The following is a 14,859-nucleotide window of genomic DNA, read 5'->3' as shown; positions in this document are numbered from 1 at the left end:
CGGCAATTGCAAATTAATCGTGCGATTAAATTCTGTTTAACCCGCCATAGATTGGAGGCTGCAAAAATCCAAAAAGCGCGTTATAGCGCCACGTCATGGACGAAATTCATCCCATTAAAGTTGCCGCACTCTATCGCTTTGTTGCATTTGACGCGCCAGAGGAACTGCAAATAGGCATTCAGGCGCAATGCGCGGCGGGCGGCATCAAGGGCACGATATTGCTGGCGCATGAAGGCATCAACGGAACGGTGGCTGGAAACCGGACCAACATCGACGCTTTAATATCGTTTTTGCGCGATATTCCAGGTTGCGCCGAACTGGATGTGAAATATTCCTTTGCCAAAGAAATGCCTTTTTACCGGATGAAAGTGCGCCTGAAAAAAGAGATTGTTACGCTCGGCGTCGAAGGCATCGACCCAAAAAGGGAGGTGGGCACTTATGTGCAGCCAGAGGATTGGAATGCACTGATTTCTGATCCCGACACCGTGTTGATCGATACGCGCAATGATTATGAGGTGGCAATTGGCACGTTTGAGGGTGCGGTCGACCCACAAACCAAGTCCTTCAGCGAATTTCCAGACTGGTTTCGCGCGCATCGGGCAGAACTGGCGGCAGGCAAAACAAAGTTCGCAATGTTCTGCACCGGCGGCATCCGCTGCGAAAAATCAACAGCATTTTTGAAGGCCGAAGGCATAGACGAGGTCTATCATCTCGAAGGCGGCATATTGCGTTATCTGGAGAATATTCCGGAAGCACAAAGCAAATGGCAGGGTGAATGTTTCGTGTTCGACGAGCGCGTGTCGGTGAAGCATGGCTTGGAGCTTGGCGAAATGGAGCTGTGCCACGCCTGCCGCCGCCCGATTTCGCAAGCAGACAAGGCATCGGCCCATTTTATCGAAGGCGTGTCCTGCCCTGCTTGCTATGCCGAACGCACCGACGATGACCGCGCGCGCTTCGCCGAACGGCAAAAGCAGATTGCCTTAGCCAAAAAGCGCGGCAAGCAGCATATTGGCGTCAATCCACGTGATGATATTTAGTGTTGGCTTTATCGGTGTCGAGCACAGTCAAGGCAGAAGGCTCAGCAAGAGATAAATGACCGCACTGCCCATCCTCTACAGTTTCCGGCGCTGCCCTTATGCCATGCGCGCACGCATGGCCGTCGCGGTCAGCGGCGTGCATGTGGAACTGCGCGAAATTGTGTTGCGGGCCAAGCCGCCTGAAATGCTGGAAGCATCGCCAAAGGGTACCGTGCCTGTCTTATTGCTGCCCGATGGCAGGGTGTTAGAGGAAAGCCTCGATATCATGCGCTGGGCGCTCGCACAAAACGATCCCATGGGGTGGCTGGCCCTTGATGACCAAAATCTTATTTTGGCCAATGACGGGCCATTTAAGCAAGCCTTGGACCATTATAAATATCCGCATCGTTATGATCTGACCGATGGCATTGCGCATCGTGATGCCGCGTTGGCGCATCTTGCCGACCTAAATGACCAATTGGCGGCCGCGCTTTATCTGGGCGGCGCACGGCCCGCTTTCACCGATATCGCCTTATTCCCCTTTGTCCGGCAATTCGCCGCAACCGATGCGGAATGGTTTGCGGCTTTGCCCCTCCCCGCGCTGCAAAAATGGCTCGCCGCGCTTGTCGGCAGCGACCTGTTTATTCAGATCATGACCCGCTACCCAGCATGGAAAGCGGGCGATCCGCCCGTTCACTTTCCCTGATTATTTCATCAAAACCAATTCTTCGGACATACTCGGGTGCAAGGCGACGGTATCGTCAAAATCCTGTTTGGTTAGCCCTGCCTTAACCGCAATCGCCGCTGCCTGAAGAATTTCGCCGCTATCAGGGCCAATCAGGTGAAGGCCGACCACCCGCTCGTCCGGCCCCGCCACGACCATTTTATACAAGGCCCGTTCGTTCCGGTCGGCCAACACGTTTTTCATCGCGCGAAAATCGCTTTTGTAAACTTTGACGTCGCCATATTGCGCCCGGGCTTCCGCCTCAGTCAACCCAACGCTGGCAATGGGCGGGTTGCTGAATACCGCCGTTGGAATGCAGTCATAATTCACCGTGCGCGGATTGTTGCCAAACACGCTGTCGGCAAAGGCATGGCCTTCACGAATGGCAATTGGCGTCAGTTGCACGCGGTTGGTAACGTCGCCAACCGCATAGATGCTGGGAATATTGGTGCGGCTGTCGTCGCTGACCTTCACCGAGCCGTCTTTACCGAGGTCCACGCCGACTTCTTCTAAGCCAAGCCCGACGGTGTGCGGCGTGCGGCCAATGGCCCATAACAGTAAATCGGTCTCGATGACCTCTCCATTGACACCCGCGATCAAAAGCGTGCCGTCATCCTGCTTCACCACCGATTTGATGCCGAAGTGGAAATGGATATCGATACCTTTTTGGCGACTTAAATCGACCAAGCGATCAACAATCTCGTCATCATAGCCGCGCAATATGCGGTCGCCATGTGTGACAAGTTTCACATCCACGCCCAATTCGTTAAAAATACCTGCAAATTCATTGGCGATATAGCCGCCGCCCGCAATCACGGCGCGCCTGGGCAATGTGGGCAAGCTAAAAACTTCGTTTGACGTGATGCCATGGCCTGCGCCTGGAATATCAGGGACAGACGGCCAAGCGCCGGTGGCAATCAAGATATGCGCCGCCTTAATGTCCCGCCCGCTGGAAAGCTGAACATGATTTGGTCCAGTCACTGTCGCGCGTTCACGGAAAACCTCAACCTTGTTATTGCCAAGTGTCTGACCATAAAGTCCTTCCAAGCGGTTAACCTCGGCAGCGACATTGTCGCGCAAGACGCTCCAGTCGAATGTCGCGCCTTCGGTGTTCCAGCCAAAACGTTGTGCGTCATGCAAATCTTCGGCGAAATGCGACCCATAGACCAACAGCTTCTTCGGCACACAGCCGCGGATGACACAAGTGCCGCCAACGCGATGCTCCTCCGCCACAGCGACGCGCGCGCCATGCGATGCCGCAATCCGTGATGCACGGACGCCGCCGGAGCCCGCGCCAATGACGAAGAGGTCATAATCAAATTCAGCCATAAATAGTTCTTTCCTGTGTCACCGCGATATGGGGACACCATCACGCATTTACTAACGGGTATGATCGCTTTGTCTTATCGCGCAAATACTGATTGTTCAGACATTGCCAAGCGCCGCCTCAATGAGGGCAGTTGTCGATGGGTCAAAACTGCTCGCGCCATTGTCGCTGATGCTTTTGGCGATTTGCTTGCCCAATTCAACGCCGAATTGGTCGAACGGGTTAATGCCTAACAAAACTGCATTCACGAAGGTCCGATGTTCGTAAAAGGCAATTAACGCTCCGACCGTTGACGGCGTGACGTCATCCAGCAGGATTGTGGTCGACGGCCGGTTCCCGACATAATTCCGCGCCAAATCATCCGATTGCTGCCCCGCCATCAATGCCGCACCTTGGGCAAAGCAATTGACCAGCAAAGTTTCATGATGCGCGGTATCGAAATCATGCCCCGGTGTCTTGCTCGCGATGAATTCTACCGGAATGAGGTGTGTTCCTTGGTGAAGGAGTTGGAACACGGCATGCTGTGCATCGGTCCCCACACCGCCCCATGTCACAGGCGCGCTGTGCCGTCCAAGCGGCGCACCTGCGGCGGTCACGGACTTACCGTTTGATTCCATCTCCAACTGCTGAAGATAATCGGGCACAAGGCGCAGACGTTCGTCATAGGCAAATACCGCGCGCGTCTGACACGCTTTCGTCTGGGCATAATAAAGATCAACAAATGCCGCCAATATCGGGGCGTTTTCCATGATGGGGGCATTATGGAAATGCGCGTCCATGGCGGCTGCACCATCCAGCATTTCCTGATACACCGCCCAACCAAGGCCAAGCGCAACGGGGAACCCGATTGAGCACCAAATGGAATAGCGTCCACCTACAGTCTCGTTGAAGGGCAGGATCCGGCTCTCGTCGATCCCCCATTCGATTGCTTTATCGGGATAGGCCGTCAGCGCCACAAGCTGCGCATATGGGTCAGCCACCCCGCCGTCGCGCATCCATTCCAACGCGCTCGCGGCGTTAAGCAATGTTTCGGTCGTGGTAAAAGTCTTGGACGCGATGGCGACAATCGTCTTGTGCGGGTCGATGTCCTTCACCGCCTCGGTCAGCGCCGCACCATCTATATTGGAGACCACTTTAACATCATAACGTGCGCCATCACGGCCAAGTGCGTCGATGAGCAATTTAGGACCAAGCGCAGACCCGCCAATGCCGATATGCAATATGTGGCGGATATCGCCCATCAAGCCTGCATCAATAGCCTCAACCAAGCCGCGCATGCGTTGCTGCAGCGCGCGGGCATATCCAACGGATTCGGGATCGCCCATACCGCGTTCGGCAAGATGCTCTGCGGCGCGCCCTTCGGTCACATTGATAGCGGCACCCGAAAACAAAGCCGCTTTGGCGGCATCAAGCTGCATATCTTGGGCAAGCGTGACAAAATGACTTAGGGCTGGATCATCGAGATGCGTTTTTGACAGGTCGAAACGCAAACCCGCTTGCTGTACCGTCATTTTCTCCACGCGATGTGCGTCCGAAGCGAACAGGTTAACAAGCAATTGCGGTTGATGCTGTTCAAGCGCAGTCCATCGATTATCGGTCATTTTTTATCTCTTCATTATCGGCGTAGTAACGCAGCGTGAATCTCGGCGCTGGCAAATAACGCGCCATCACGGTAAAAGGATAGCCGATACGTCAATCGACGACAATATTTTGCGAGATTTTGTGACTTCACATACTGAAAAGCCGGACGATTCACCTGTAACTGCGCCTGCTCCGTCAGAATGGCGCGAATATGGCAGCTTCTTGCTGAAGCTTGCTTTGTTCGTGTTCATCTTGCGCAGCTTCATCGTTTCGCCCTTCAACATCCCGTCGGAATCGATGCAACCGCGCTTGCTCATTGGCGATTATCTGCTGGTGGCGAAATGGCCCTATGGCTATTCCAATAACAGCCTCCCTTTTGCGTTACCGATTATTCCCGGACAGATTTTCGCACGCCAACCGGCACGCGGCGATGTTGTGGTTTTCAAGGCCCCGATGTCGAACGGAACGGATTATATCAAGCGGGTCATTGGCCTACCGGGTGACGTTATTCAGATGCGCGAGGGCATCCTTGAAATTAACGGCGTTGCAGTCAAGAAGCAGCGGATTGCTGACCTTGTCATCCCAGTCACGCAAAATATGCGCGATACTGCTGAGCTTGACCGCAACCCATTCCCTTGCTGGCGGCCCGATATGGAGGAACCAGCAGCCAATGGGGGCACGCAATGCCGCTACCCCCGTTTTCGCGAAACACTGCCCGAAGGCAGAAGCTACGAAATCTTGGATCTTGCGAACGGTCTAGAGGGTGACAACACGCAAGCATTCGTTGTTGGCGAAGGCGACCTGTTCCTTATGGGCGATAATCGCGATCGCAGCGCCGATAGCAGATGGTCCCCCATCGATAAGCCCGGAGCGATTGGCATGGTCCCACAAGAAAATCTGGTGGGACGCGCTTTGGTGTCTGTGTTCTCCACAGATGGATCGTCGCATTGGTTACTGCCATGGACTTGGTTTACCGCCACGCGCGCGGAACGCATTGGACAAGGATTTTGAACAGCCACGAGCAAGAGACGTGGCTGACGGAATTGCTCCCGAAGCAGCCAAAGGACATGGCACTTTACCAGCGCGCACTCACGCATGGCAGTACCGGACAACTGGATTATCAAAGGCTCGAATTTCTTGGTGACCGAATCTTGGGTCTCATCATCGCCGATATGCTCTATCACCGATATCAGGATGAAGCTGAAGGTCGCCTGTCGCACCGGTTAAATGCGCTTGTTTCGGGCGTTACCTGCGCCGATATTGCGCGGCAAATTGGCCTTCCGCTGTATGTCCGACTTGGCAAGCAAGCCCGGGATGATGGTGCCCAACAAAGCGATAATGTCTTAGGTGACATCATGGAGGCCATTATTGGCGCTGTGTATCTCGACCATGGCCTACTCGTCGCCCGCGATCTTGTAGAACGGCTCTGGAGGCCACTTCTTGAAACGGCAAATGGTGCCCCAAAACATCCTAAATCCGAATTGCAAGAATGGTGCGCCGCCAATGGTCGTAAAGTTCCAGAATATGTCATTACCAAAAAAGAAGGCCCTCCCCACGCCATGAGATTTGAAATCACCGTCACCGTAAAAGGCTTTGCGCCGATCACGGCCACCGCCAACAGCAAACAGGCCGCAGAAACCGCCGCCGCTCTTGCATTTTTGGAAGCCAACGCATGACCAAAAAATGCGGACATGTCGCCATTATCGGCGCGCCAAATGCGGGCAAGTCAACCTTAGTCAATGCTCTGGTCGGGCAGAAGGTCGCCATCGTTAGCCCAAAGGCGCAAACTACGCGCACACGCATGTTGGGCGTCGCCTTGGCCGGCGAAACCCAGATCATTCTCGTCGACACACCGGGCATTTTCGCGGCGCAACGTAGGTTTGACCGTGCCATGGTCGCGGCGGCTTGGGACGGTGCGGGCGATGCCGACATGATCGCATTGATCGTTGACGGCCGCGCAGGCGCAGGACCAAAGGTTGAGAAGATCCTTGAAGGATTAAAAGATCGCCCTGAACGCAAATGGCTTGTGCTCAACAAGGTTGATATTGCGGCCAAGGACAAATTGCTGGCCTTGACCACAAAACTGACTGACAAATGCGCGTTTGAGCAAATTTATTATATCAGCGCGGCAACGGGCGACGGTTTAGAAGAATTCAAAACGGCGCTTGCCGACAATATGCCTGAGGGCGAGTGGCATTTCCCTGAAGATCAGGTGTCCGATGCAACCGAGCGCCTGATCGCGTCAGAAATCACACGCGAGCAACTCTATCTGCAACTGCACGAAGAGCTTCCCTATGCCAGCGCCGTCGAGACCGAAAAATATAGCGAACGCGAAGATGGCTCACTAGAAATCCACCAACAGATCTTAGTAGCGCGCCCGACCCAGCGCGCCATTGTTTTAGGCAAAGGCGGCGCGCGGATTAAGGCCATTGGAGAGGCGTCGCGACTTGAACTGGCCAAGCTCATGGGCGTTAAGGTCCATCTCTATTTGCATGTGAAAGTGCATGCTAAATGGGACGAGGACCGCAGCCTGTATCGCGATATCGGGCTTGAGTGGGTGGAGTGACGCAGCTCAGTTAACCACCAGACCACGTCGCCCCAGCACAGGCCGGGGCGACGGTTGGTTTTACTTCGTTGTTTTCGTCTTTGCTTTCGCCGCAGGCTTGGCCTTCACAGCAGCCTTCTTCTTGGGCGCAGCCTTCTTCTTGACCTTGCCCTTAGACGGCATCGCAGCGCGCGCATCAATCAACTGTGCCGCTTCCTCTAGTGTAAGTTCGCTGGGCGAGATGGACTTGGGTACTGTCGCGTTCGTAGTACCGTCGGTGACATAAGGGCCAAAGCGCCCCTCCATCAGTTTAATCTCGGCATCCGTGCGTGGATGCTTGCCAAATTCCTTAAGCGGCGCGCGCGCGGCACCGCGGCCACGACCCGGGTTAGCCAAGGCCTCCGCCAACTTCACTACGGCGCTGTTCATGCCGGTTTCGAACACTTCAGTCGTCGACTGCAACCGGGCATATTTCCCATTATGCGCCAGATAGGGCCCATAACGCCCAATGCTGGCCGTAACTGGCTCGCCGCTCTCGGGATGTATCCCGACCGTGCGTGGCAGTGACAGCAGCTTCACCGCCCATTCTAGCCCAATGTCCTCCGCCGTAATATCCTTAGGGATAGAAGCGCGTTTGACGTCAGCGCCTTCGCCCATTTCGAAATATGGCCCAAAACGTCCTGATTTTCGGCTGACTTCGCCTTGGGTTTCGGGATGCTGGCCAAGCACTTCTGGACCGGTATCATCCCCACTCTCGCCGCCGGGTTGCGCAAACTTCCGCGTATATTTGCAATCCGGATAATTTGAGCACGCCACAAAGGCACCAAATTTTCCGCCCCGTAAGGCTAGCCTGCCTTCACCACATTTCGGGCAAAGGCGGGGATCGGTGCCGTCTTCCCGTTCCGGAAACAAATAAGGCGACAGGAATATATCAAGCTCTGCAGTCACCTCAGACGGCTTCTGCTCCATGACTTCAACTGTTTTCGGCTTAAAGTCGCGCCAAAACGCCTCCAGAAAAGACTGCCAATCGGCACGGCCACCGCTGATTTCATCTAACTGATCTTCAAGGCCAGCGGTATAATCATAGGCGACATAACGTTCGAAAAAACGCTCTAGAAATGCTGTGAGAAGTCGCCCGGATTCCTCTGCAAAGAAACGATTTTTTTCTACACGCACATATGCGCGATCTTTCAAAACCTGAATGGTCGATGCATAGGTCGATGGACGACCAATACCCAATTCTTCTAGACGCTTGACCAAGGTCGCTTCCGAAAAACGTGGCGGTGGTTGCGTAAAATGCTGCGTCTTTTCAGCAGCGTGCTTAAACGGCGTGTCGCCAACGGTCATGGCTGGCAAGATTGCGCCATCTTCGCCGTCGCTGTCATCCAAGCCTTCCTCATATACGGCAAGAAAACCAGGAAACTTCATAACTTGCCCAGTCGCGCGCAAACCGGTCTGTCCGGTACCGTCGAGCAGATCGACCGTTGTACGTTCCATGCGCGCAGATGCCATTTGGCTGGCCATCGCGCGTTTGAAGATCAAGTCATACAAACGGCCATGGTCGCCTGAGCCTGCTTTGTCCTTACCAAAATCGGTTGGACGTATCGCCTCATGCGCTTCTTGAGCGTTCTTCGCCTTGCTCTGATAGACGCGCGGTTTTTCGGGCAAATAGCCGCTGTCAAACCGATCCGAGATGGATTTGCGGGCGGCAGAAATAGCACTGTGGTCCATTTGCACGCCATCGGTTCGCATATAGGTTATCGCGCCATCCTCATACAGACCCTGCGCAATGCGCATTGTGTGGCTGGCGGAAAAACCCAGCTTACGCGCAGCTTCCTGTTGCAAGGTCGATGTTGTAAACGGCGGTTGCGGGTTGCGGGTTACCGGCTTTGTTTCGACAGTTTCGACCGTAAAATTGCCCGATTCAACCGCAAGGCGCGCTTGCTCCGCGTCCGCTTCGGTCTTTAGGTCCATCTTGTCGAGTTTCTTGCCCAGATATTGGATCAAACGGGCATCAAATTTTTGGCCCTTATGTTCCATGCCAGCCCTCACCGACCAATATTCCTGCGCACGGAACGCTTCGATCTCGCGTTCGCGTTCCACAATGAGGCGTAACGCAACGGACTGCACACGGCCAGCCGACTTTGCGCCAGGAAGCTTGCGCCACAACACGGGTGATAGCGTAAATCCTACCAGATAATCCAACGCACGGCGGGCGCGATAGGCGTCAATCAGGTCGACATCCAAGGCGCGCGGTTGCTTCATCGCGTCGGTTACAGCCTGCTTTGTTATGGCGTTGAACGTCACGCGACCAACCTTGGCAGGCAGCACCTTTTTCTTGGCAAGCACTTCTTGCACATGCCAGCTAATCGCCTCCCCTTCGCGATCAGGGTCTGTCGCAAGGATCAGGCCATCCGCTTTTTTAGCTTCGTCCATGATCGCCTTCAGCTGCTTTGCCTTGTCGGCATAATTGTCCCACAGCATTTCAAAGCCGTTATCGGGGTCAACCGAACCGTCCTTGGGCGGTAAATCCCGAATGTGACCATAAGAAGCCAGCACCTTGAATCCAGGCCCCAGATATTTCTCGATTGTCTTGGCTTTTGCAGGTGATTCTACGATAACTAATTGCATGATATTTTGTGCTTTTCTAAAATCTCTCGCGTACGCGTATAGGCTGATGGGGTAAGGCAGGCCTCGTCAAGACGAAAAATGCGGCTGTGTTTTATGTCGCCAAGCGGACTTTCCCACCTGCCCCGCGTTCGAGTTTTCCGGCCAACTCGAATTCAAGCAACACCAGCTGGACAGTCGATGGACTGCTGCCGGATTGCCGCACCAATTCATCAACCGAGACATAGGTCATACCCATTAGGTCAACAACCGCGCTGCGCTCCAAATGGCTTCCATCATCGTTGACTGCGGTAACGGACGGTTTGAATATACTTACAGGCGCAAGCATGCGGTTGTCTAAGGGAGAAATAAGCTCCGCAATTTCCGATGCATTCTGCACCAAAGTTGCGCCTTCCCGAATAAGCTGGTTGCAGCCCCGCGAGCGGGGATCAAGTGGTGAGCCGGGAATAGCCATGACCTCACGCCCAGCCTCCGCCGCAAGCCGCGCAGTGATGAGCGATCCCGACTTAGGCGCAGCCTCAATCACCACTGTGCCAGCCGAAACGCCGGCAATAATGCGGTTGCGATAGGGGAAGTGCCGTGCCCGCGGCTCTGTGCCGGGGGGTTGTTCTGCAATCAAAAGCCCGCGCTCGGCTATTGCGTCCTGAAGCGCTCGGTTTTCGGGCGGGTAGACCACATCGATACCGCCAGCGATAACCGCAACTGTTCCGCCTTCGATCGAACCTACATGGGTGGCAGTATCAATGCCCCGCGCCAGACCCGACACAATAGAAAAACCCATTTGGCCGAGTTCAAAAGCCAACTGCCGCGCAAATTGGCAGGCACCTGCCGATGCATTGCGCGCGCCGACGAGGGACACAGCAGGACGCGCCAATAACGCAAGATTGCCCTTTACACAGATGACGGGCGGCGCATTGTCCATGTGCGGCAGCAAATAAGGATAGTCCACATCATCCATGAAAACATGACGCGCGCCATAGGCTTGAACAAACTCAATCTCATGCGCAATGGCCGCCTCATCGGCGAGAAGCGCCTGCTTTCCGCCGCCACGACGTACGAGATCAGGTAAGGCTTCAAGCGCCGCCCGCGCACCACCAAAACGCGCCATAAGCTGCCGATAACTGACAGGACCGATATTGGGAGAACGGATCAGGCGAAGCTGATCAAATTGCGCTTGGCTGTTCCCCATCGCCACAATCAGCTTTTGCTTTTGCCGATGCGCGGTTCAGTGCCATCCATGAGATTATTGATATTGGCCCGATGTTTCCAAAAGACGATCAATGTGCAGGCGGTGAGCAATGCAACCAGTTCATAATGACCGAACACGGCTGCAGCGACAGGGGCAGAGACGGCGGCTACCAAGCCGGCCAGCGACGAAATCCTTGAAATCAGCAACACGCCAATCCAAGCGGCCGCGTACACCAAGCCGCCCTGCCAAAACAAACCGAACAAGATGCCCGCATAAGTTGCAACGCCCTTGCCGCCCTTGAACCGGAGCCAAACGGGGAAAAGATGACCGAAAAATGCGCCCGCTGCCGCAAGAATTTCTCCACCGGGAAGATAGCTACTGGCCAACCAGACCGCGAACAATCCTTTCAGCATATCCAGCAGCAATGTGAGCGCAGCAAGCCCTTTGCGCCCAGTCCGCAATACGTTGGTCGCGCCAATATTTCCTGACCCGATGGACCTTATGTCGCCGCCACCGGAGAAACGTGTGAGCAACAGGCCGAAGGGGATGGAGCCAAGCGCATAACCAAGCGATAGACCCGCAAATATGTTGAACCAAAGATCACTCACCACACGAATCCCCTATATTTCAATATTGTGTAGCTGTTTTGTTCCGCACGCTCAAGGCGGTCTCCTTGCCAGCTCGGCCACTGACGTTTATCGCCGTGTCATGACGATTGTCCCAGATGTCGCACCTATATTGTTTTTCGATTCCGGCATTGGCGGCCTTTCGGTTTTAAAGGCGGTACAGGCCGCCTTACCACGCGCGCCCATCGTTTTTGCCGCCGATTATGCGGGCTTACCTTATGGTACAAAGACTGAAGATGAGATTTCGGCACGCGTGCCTGCCTTACTTGGCCGGTGGGTTGAGCGTTATCAGCCGCGCCTTGTCATCATTGCCTGTAACACCGCCTGCACTATTGCCCTAAGTCATGTGCGCGCCGCTTTGAATGTCCCCGTGGTTGGCACCGTTCCTGCGATCAAGCCTGCTGCCGAGGCGACTGAAACTGGCGTCATTGGCCTATTGGGCACGGCTGCAACCATCCGGCAGGTTTATGTGGACGCGCTTCACGCCGCTCATGCACGGCAATTCCATTTGTTGCGTCATGCCGCGCCTGAACTTGTACATGCGGCGGAAGCAAAAATGCGCGGCGAAGTTGTAGACCCAGCAATCTATGCCAAGGCGATGGCAGGCTTGATGGATCAACCCTTTGGCGAACGCCTTGATGTGACTGTGCTAGGCTGCACGCATTTTCCGCTTGTAGAAGATGAATTATTGGTCGCGGCCCCGCATATGCGGTTTGTCGATGGCGCTGCAGGCATTGCCCGCCGCATCTGCCATTTGACAAAGGATCAAAGCTGGCCCGAAAAAAAGGCAGACGGTATTTTCGTAACGACGGGAGAGGTCAGCGCACTGGGATCGCTGCTGCCGGCGTTATTTTCTTTGGGTATAACGCATATCCAATCACTGTAAGCGAAAATATCGCAATAGCGGAACCAGAATGACGCTTATTGCAAGTCGTTCGCGCTGGATTTTTGCATTGCCCGCGATTATTGGGCGACCATATACTGCGATAGTGGTTTCAACCCGGGGTTAATGTCCGTGAATTATAACGCTGTTTTCGAAAAAGCGATTGATCGGCTTCATGCCGAGGGTCGCTATCGTGTATTCATCGATATCCTTCGGAATAAGGGTAATTATCCCAACGCCCGCTGCTTCGCTGGACATAATGGTCCCAAGGACATCACCGTGTGGTGCTCAAATGACTATCTGTGCATGGGGCAACATCCTGACGTTATCAGCGCCATGGAAAACGCTTTGCATGATGTGGGCGCAGGTTCCGGTGGAACGCGCAACATTGGTGGCAACACCCATTATCATGTCGAGCTTGAGCAGGAACTTGCTGACTTGCATGGCAAGGATGGCGCATTGTTATTCACGTCGGGCTATGTTTCAAACGACGCAACCTTGTCGACGCTCGCTAAGGTGCTGCCGGGCTGTATCATTTATTCGGATGAATTGAACCACGCGTCGATGATCGCTGGCATCCGCAACGCAGGTTGTGAAAAGCGCGTTTGGCGGCACAATGACCTTGCGCATCTTGAAGAATTGCTCGCAGCCGATGATCCAGAAGCACCGAAGCTGATTGCTTTTGAAAGCGTCTATTCGATGGACGGAGACGTTGCACCTATTGGCGCGGTCTGCGATCTTGCCGACAAATATAACGCTTTAACATATTGCGACGAAGTGCACGCCGTGGGCATGTATGGCGAACGCGGTGGTGGCATTTCAGAACGTGATGCAGTGGCCGACCGCGTGACGATTATCGAAGGCACGCTTGGCAAGGCCTTTGGCGTTATGGGCGGTTATATCGCAGCGGACCAGAATATCATTGATGTGATCCGTTCTTATGCACCGGGCTTTATCTTTACCACGTCCTTGTCGCCAGTATTGGTCGCAGGTGTATTGGCCGCTGTTCGCCATTTGAAGGCATCAAGCGTGGAGCGTGAGGCGCAGCAGGCCAATGCTGCTATGTTGAAAAATCTTTTTGCCAATGCCGGTCTGCCCGTGATGTTGAGCAACACGCATATCGTGCCGCTGATGGTCGGCGACCCAGTGAAAGCCAAAAAGGTAAGCGACATATTGCTCGCCGAATATGGCGTATATGTGCAGCCGATCAATTACCCGACAGTGCCACGTGGCACCGAAAGATTGCGCTTTACCCCAGGCCCTCAGCATAATGAGGCGATGATGCGCGATTTGACGGCGGCGTTGGTCGAAATCTGGGGCCGGATGGAAATGCCGGTCGCTCAAGCGGCCTGAGCAAGCAACTTCACGAACAGCTCGCGATCTATGTTCCCGCCTGACAAAGTTACGGCGGTAACCGCTTTTGGTTGAATTTTACCGGCCAGCACAGCAGCCAGGGCAACCGCGCCACCTGGTTCCACAACGAGGTGCAACTTTTCAAACACCACGCGCATCGCGCTCGCCACTTCACCAGTCGAGACCCAAACACCCTGAGACACGCGGCGGCGCAAAATCTCAAAATTCACAGGATAAGTTTGCGGCGTCTGCAATGCGTCACAATGAGTGGGGTAAGTCAGGTCATTGACAGGCAAAATTTCACCCGCATCAAGCGAGCGAATTATATCATCCCAGCCTTCAGGCTCAACAATGGCTATTTCTGCGTCCGGACAGGCTAGCGCAAGGCCAGATGCCAAACCACCGCCGCCGCAGCAGGACACAATCATATCCGGCCCAGACAAGCCAAAACCCCGAAGCTGCTCGGTGATTTCGATGCCTGCAGTCCCCTGCCCTTCGATGACCCACGGGTCACCAAATGCGTGTACCAACGTCGCGCCACTTTTGCCAATCAACCCAGCGGCGACCTCTTCGCGTGATTCGGTGGCGCGTTCGTAGAGCACCACGTCTGCGCCCAAAGCCTTTGTCGCTTCCAATTTCATGCGCGGCGCATTGGATGGCATGACGATAGTTGCAGCTATTCCAAGCTTCTTCGCCGCCCAAGCCACGCCTTGTGCATGGTTTCCACTCGAAACGCCGACAACACCCCGCCCGCGTTCTTCTTCGTTCAGGTCGGACAGGCGATGCCACGCGCCGCGTATCTTGAACGCGCCAATGGGCTGAAGCATTTCAGCCTTGCACCAGATAGTTACGCCGTCCACCTCAAGCGGCAGCAACGGCGTTTGTGGCAAGATATCGGCAATTTTGGTCATCGCCCGCAACACGCCATCGCGCGTTGGTCCTTTATAGGCCGCAGCCAATTCTTGTTCTGTCATAAAAGGCCCCTAT

Annotated in this window: 13 protein-coding genes; 7 read left to right on the top strand and 6 right to left on the bottom strand. The window is 54.7% G+C overall.

Annotated features, from left to right (window positions below; genetic code table 11):
* The first annotated feature begins 95 nt into the window (after nt 1–95).
* Nucleotides 96–1,037, top strand: coding sequence for a rhodanese-related sulfurtransferase (locus ACILP3_RS01505; RefSeq protein ID WP_395614907.1), 942 nt, complete (start codon nt 96–98; stop codon nt 1,035–1,037).
* Nucleotides 1,038–1,092: 55 nt separating this feature from the next.
* Entirely contained in the window at nt 1,093–1,722 is a 630-nt protein-coding gene (locus tag ACILP3_RS01500; RefSeq protein ID WP_395614906.1) for a glutathione S-transferase, read from the top strand.
* On the opposite strand, the gene gorA is transcribed toward ACILP3_RS01500, so the two are convergent.
* Both gorA and pgi read right to left on the bottom strand, forming a co-directional pair.
* A complete protein-coding gene (gene gorA / locus ACILP3_RS01495) occupies nt 1,723–3,069 on the bottom strand; it encodes a glutathione-disulfide reductase (protein WP_395614905.1) in 1,347 nt (448 codons plus the stop codon).
* A gap of 96 nt (nt 3,070–3,165) precedes the next feature.
* The gene (pgi, locus tag ACILP3_RS01490) at nt 3,166–4,668 is read right to left on the bottom strand and encodes a glucose-6-phosphate isomerase (protein ID WP_395614904.1); all 1,503 of its coding nucleotides are present in this window, start codon (nt 4,666–4,668) and stop codon (nt 3,166–3,168) included.
* 121 nt (nt 4,669–4,789) lie between these two features.
* On the opposite strand from pgi, the gene lepB reads away from it, so the two are divergent.
* Genes lepB through era form a run of 3 tightly spaced genes read left to right on the top strand, consistent with a single transcriptional unit; the run spans nt 4,790 to nt 7,214 of the window.
* Nucleotides 4,790–5,659 carry a signal peptidase I gene (gene lepB / locus ACILP3_RS01485; protein WP_395614903.1) on the top strand — a complete coding sequence of 290 codons (870 nt, stop codon included), beginning with the start codon at nt 4,790–4,792 and terminating at the stop codon, nt 5,657–5,659.
* The gene (gene rnc, locus ACILP3_RS01480; RefSeq protein ID WP_395614978.1) at nt 5,653–6,324 is read left to right on the top strand and encodes a ribonuclease III; all 672 of its coding nucleotides are present in this window, start codon (nt 5,653–5,655) and stop codon (nt 6,322–6,324) included. Before lepB ends, rnc begins: the two co-directional genes overlap by 7 nt.
* Nucleotides 6,321–7,214 (top strand): GTPase Era, encoded by an 894-nt coding sequence (gene era / locus ACILP3_RS01475; protein WP_395614902.1) that lies wholly within the window; start codon nt 6,321–6,323, stop codon nt 7,212–7,214. Before rnc ends, era begins: the two co-directional genes overlap by 4 nt.
* 60 nt (nt 7,215–7,274) lie before the next feature.
* On the opposite strand, the gene topA is transcribed toward era, so the two are convergent.
* From topA to plsY, 3 genes are all read right to left on the bottom strand, one after another.
* Nucleotides 7,275–9,824, bottom strand: coding sequence for a type I DNA topoisomerase (topA, locus tag ACILP3_RS01470; protein WP_395614901.1), 2,550 nt, complete (start codon nt 9,822–9,824; stop codon nt 7,275–7,277).
* 91 nt (nt 9,825–9,915) lie between these two features.
* The gene (gene dprA, locus ACILP3_RS01465; protein ID WP_395614977.1) at nt 9,916–11,010 is read right to left on the bottom strand and encodes a DNA-processing protein DprA; all 1,095 of its coding nucleotides are present in this window, start codon (nt 11,008–11,010) and stop codon (nt 9,916–9,918) included.
* Nucleotides 11,011–11,018: 8 nt separating this feature from the next.
* The gene (plsY, locus tag ACILP3_RS01460) at nt 11,019–11,618 is read right to left on the bottom strand and encodes a glycerol-3-phosphate 1-O-acyltransferase PlsY (RefSeq protein WP_395614976.1); all 600 of its coding nucleotides are present in this window, start codon (nt 11,616–11,618) and stop codon (nt 11,019–11,021) included.
* A gap of 100 nt (nt 11,619–11,718) precedes the next feature.
* Here plsY and murI point away from each other — a divergent pair, with 100 nt between their 5' ends.
* Together murI and hemA are read left to right on the top strand one after the other, a co-directional pair.
* Nucleotides 11,719–12,522, top strand: coding sequence for a glutamate racemase (gene murI, locus ACILP3_RS01455; protein WP_395614900.1), 804 nt, complete (start codon nt 11,719–11,721; stop codon nt 12,520–12,522).
* Between the two features lie 123 nt (nt 12,523–12,645).
* On the top strand, nt 12,646–13,872 hold the full coding sequence (hemA, locus tag ACILP3_RS01450; protein WP_395614899.1) for a 5-aminolevulinate synthase: 1,227 nt from the start codon (nt 12,646–12,648) through the stop codon (nt 13,870–13,872).
* Here hemA and ACILP3_RS01445 read toward each other — a convergent pair.
* The gene (locus tag ACILP3_RS01445) at nt 13,860–14,846 is read right to left on the bottom strand and encodes a threonine/serine dehydratase (RefSeq protein WP_395614898.1); all 987 of its coding nucleotides are present in this window, start codon (nt 14,844–14,846) and stop codon (nt 13,860–13,862) included. The two genes, hemA and ACILP3_RS01445, sit on opposite strands and share 13 nt — an antisense overlap.
* Nucleotides 14,847–14,859 lie beyond the last annotated feature (13 nt).

This window comes from Sphingorhabdus sp., assembly GCF_044239665.1.
Taxonomy (GTDB): domain Bacteria; phylum Pseudomonadota; class Alphaproteobacteria; order Sphingomonadales; family Sphingomonadaceae; genus Sphingorhabdus_B.
This window is presented reverse-complemented; position numbering and strand designations above follow the sequence as displayed.